The 3,470-nt window shown below is 76.9% G+C and carries 2 protein-coding genes; both read right to left on the bottom strand.

The features are described from left to right. On the bottom strand, positions 1 to 998 hold a 998-nt coding region (locus G5C65_RS33835), incomplete at its 3' end, for a PucR family transcriptional regulator ligand-binding domain-containing protein (protein ID WP_206442576.1). 65 nt (positions 999 to 1,063) lie between these two features. Beyond that, complete coding sequence (locus G5C65_RS33830; protein WP_420903389.1) at positions 1,064 to 3,250, bottom strand: type IV secretory system conjugative DNA transfer family protein; 2,187 nt, start codon at positions 3,248 to 3,250, stop codon at positions 1,064 to 1,066. Positions 3,251 to 3,470: the final 220 nt, after the last annotated feature.

Below are 3,470 nucleotides of genomic sequence, written 5' to 3'. Positions count from 1 at the left end.
GCCCGGCCCCCGCGCGGGGCCTCCCCCGCCGGGGCCCGCCGCGACGCGGCCGAGGCGGGCTCGGCCACGATCACCCGCATCGGGGCGTCCAGCAGCCCGCCGTAGAGCTGCCCGGCGACGGCGCGGGCGTGGTCCGCCTCGCCCGCGAGCAGCATCCGCAGCACCGCGGCGCCCAGTCGCTGCTCCGCCTCCTGGAGGGCGCGGGAGCGCTCCATCGTCAGCGTCAGCAGCGCGATGGCGGAGTGCACCGCGTACCGCTCGGCGGGGCCCAGCGGCGCCGCCGTGCCGACGGCGAGCACGGCGCGGGCCCGCCGCCCGCTGCCCACCGACTGCAGCTCGACGCGGTCGTCGCCGTCCGACTCGCTGACCACCGCGCTGGCCGGCGGCGGCCGGTCGCGCAGCCGTTCGACGTCGGTGACGAAGCGGGCCGCGCGCCGCACCGCCCAGGCGGGCGCGGTGGCGACGACGGTGCCCGCGGCGTCGTAGAGCGCGGCCCAGCCGTCCACCTGGGAGGCCAGCGGCGCCAGCAGCGCGGCCGGGCCCTCCCGGGAGAGCGCGGCGCGGGTCATCTCCCGCTGGGCCTCGAAGCCCGCCGTCACCGCGCGGTACTGCTCGTGCGCGATGGCGGCCGACACGGCCTTGCTGATCGCGATGAACGGGGTGCGCCGGGGCACCTCCAGCAGCGGCATACCGGCCCGGCGGCAGGCGTCGACCAGCGCGTCGGGCACCTTCTCGTAGTTCACCCCGGCCGCGAAGCCGAGCCCGACGACGCCCTTCTCGGCGAGCCGGCGCACATAGCCGCGCATCGCCTCCGGGTCCTCGGCGTCGAGCTTGAGCGCGGTGAACAGGATCAGCTCGCCACCGTCCATGTACGGCGTCGGATCGGCCAGCTCGCTGGCGTGCGCCCAGCGCACGGGGGCGTCCAGCCGGTCGTGCCCGGCCAGGACGGACAGCCGCAGCGAGGAGTGCTGGACGAGCGTGGCAATGGTCGGTGGCATAACGCACCTCACCGTACAGGCGTCCGCCCATGAGCGGACATGCGGTCATGGAGCCGCGCGCCAGGTCACTCCCCCAGCCGCGTCAGGATCGGCGGTGTCCGCTCCCCCCGGACGGTGGTCAGGGACAGCACGGCGTGGCCGGGCTGCAGCTCGTTCGCCAGGTCCGAGGCGGACCAGCGCTCCCGCTGCTCGCTGCGGACGGTCACGGACTCGGCCGTGACGTATCTTCCGGTGGCCAGCCGCCGTACGGCGTGCAGCACGCGGGTGAGCGGCTCGTCGGAGACGAGCTGGCGGTTGGTGACCGTACGGGTCTCCACCCACTCGGTGCCCCACACCTCGGCGAAGCGCTCGGCGTCCCACGGGGTGATGCCCGCGCACGCCACCCGGCAGCCCACGGCGCCCAGCAGCGGGCCGCGCTGCGCCTGCGGCACGTCGTCCAGCGCGCGCAGCGTGAGCAGCACGCCCGCGTGCCCGGAGCGCAGCCGCTGCAGCCCGCGCAGCGCCTGCGGGGTGACGGTCTGCGCCGCGTCGTCCAGCACCAGGCAGGCGAAGCGCGACTGGTCGCCGCGGGCGAGGGCGCACTCCGTGAACTGCGCGAGCACCAGCCGCGCGAGAATCCGGGACGCCTCAGCGTGCCCGCGCTCCGGCAGGTCGACACGGACCCGCAGCGGGTGCTCCAGAGCGCGCGGCGAGAACGGGCGGTGCCGGGTGCCGTCGGGGGCCACGCGCCCCTCCGGCTGGAAGAACCCGGCGAACGCGGGCCGGTCCAGCAGCGCGATCCGGTCCGCGAGCAGCGCGGGCAGCTCGCGCGTACGCCCGGACTGGCGTTCGTACGCGTCCAGCTCGCGCAGCTGGTCGGCGTGTTCCCGCTCCCGCAGCGCGGTGCGCAGCGCCTCGAACGCGGGCGCGCCGTCCAGCAGCTCGCGCAGCTCGGGGACCGTCGGAAAGCGGCCGTGCACCGCCGCGAACGGGCCGATGAGCTGGGCCACCAGCGTCGCGGCGCGACGGCTGTCGCCGCCCGGGAGGACGTCCGTCAGATCGCCGACCAGCGCCTCGGCGAGCATTCCGGCCGCCTCGTCCGGGTCGGTGGTGCCGCCGTACAGGTCGAGGTCGTACCGGGACTCGGGGTGGCCGAGGCGGATGACGACGTCGAAGCAGCCGTCCGGCGCGAGCCGGGGGCCCGCCGGGCTGACCGCGAGGACGGCCGCCTGACCGGCGAGCGCCTGCAGGCACAGCGCCTCGACGACGGGCCGGGCGAACCTGCTGGTCTTCCCCGCGCCGGGCGGGCCGACGGCGAGCGCCGAGGTGCCCAGCAGCGCCGGGTCGAGCGCCAGGCCCACACCGCGGTACTCGTACGGATTGCGCTCCTCGTCGGCCGCCGTGCCGATCCGCACCTGGCGCAGCGAGAGGTCGTGCCGCGCCGCACGCGTCGGCAGGTCCCGCTCGCCGGTGGGGTGCGGGCAGCAGGCGGCGCCGCTCTCCCGGACACCGTCCGCGAACGCCGCGAGCCGGTCCGGACGCACCCGTACGGACTGCCAGGCCCGCTGGATGCGCGCGTGGTCGACGTCCGTCATCCGCCCGGAGCGCAGCTCCTCCGCGAGCCGGTCGGCGGCCTCCCCCAGCCCCGCCCCACGCAGCTCGGGCCACTCGACGGGGTCGGCGTGCGGCGGGGGCGGCGGAGCGGGGCGACGCTGCCGCCCCGCCATGACGCTGCGACGCGTCGCAGGACCAGCGATTCGCCTATGCGCACGGCGCAGCAGCTCATGCCAGCGGCCGAGTCTTCCGAAGAAGAGCACGATACCGGCGAAGACGAGGAAGACATACGCGTTCCCGAGCACCCGGCGGATGCCAGTACCAGCAGCGTCGGGAGTCATGGCGTTGACTGGCCACAACCAGTAACCACCCAGGTAACCGTTCCAGAGCAGCGACATGATCAACCAGGCGATGAGGAACGCCACAACCGCTCCGCTCACCAGCTGCCGTGCCGGGGTCCGATCCGGATCCGGCGCGGCGCGCGGGCGGTAGTCGCACCGCCAGATGCCGGGCATGGCCTCCGGCCGGGGCAGCCGCAGCCACTCGGCGAGCGGCGGCCCCTGCCGGGGGGCCTGCCCGGGCCGCGGCGGCACGCCGGGCCCGGGCCCGGATACGACCTCCCGGCCCGGCCCCTGCTCTCGGCCGCCGACGCCCGGCTGCTGCCCGGCGCCCGAGTCCCGGGCCCCGCCGTGCGAAGCCGCACCCTCCCACGCCGACATACTCCCATCGCGTCCCGGGCCCCCGAGGTCCACCGGGTCCACCGGCGCCGCTCCTCCAGCGCCCGTGTCCCGGCGCTCGTCGCGCGGGGGCGCGCCCTTCCAAGCGCCGCCATCCACGGGGGCGCCGACCGGGGGCTGCTCCCCCGGCCCTGAGGCCGCGTCGGCGGCCGAGCCGGGCTCCCGGACGGAGGGCTCCCGGGGCGGCATCGGGGGCGTGGGC

It is taken from the genome of Streptomyces boncukensis (assembly GCF_011045075.1).
GTDB lineage: Bacteria > Actinomycetota > Actinomycetes > Streptomycetales > Streptomycetaceae > Streptomyces > Streptomyces boncukensis.
Note: the sequence above shows the minus strand (reverse complement) of the source record. Positions and strands in the feature narration are given on the sequence as shown.

What these genes read in the sequence shown, in the direction of transcription:
- G5C65_RS33830 (WP_420903389.1), bottom strand. Translation starts at nt 3,250, where the DNA reads ATGTCGGCGTGGGAGGGTGCGGCTTCGCACGGCGGGGCCCGGGACTCG.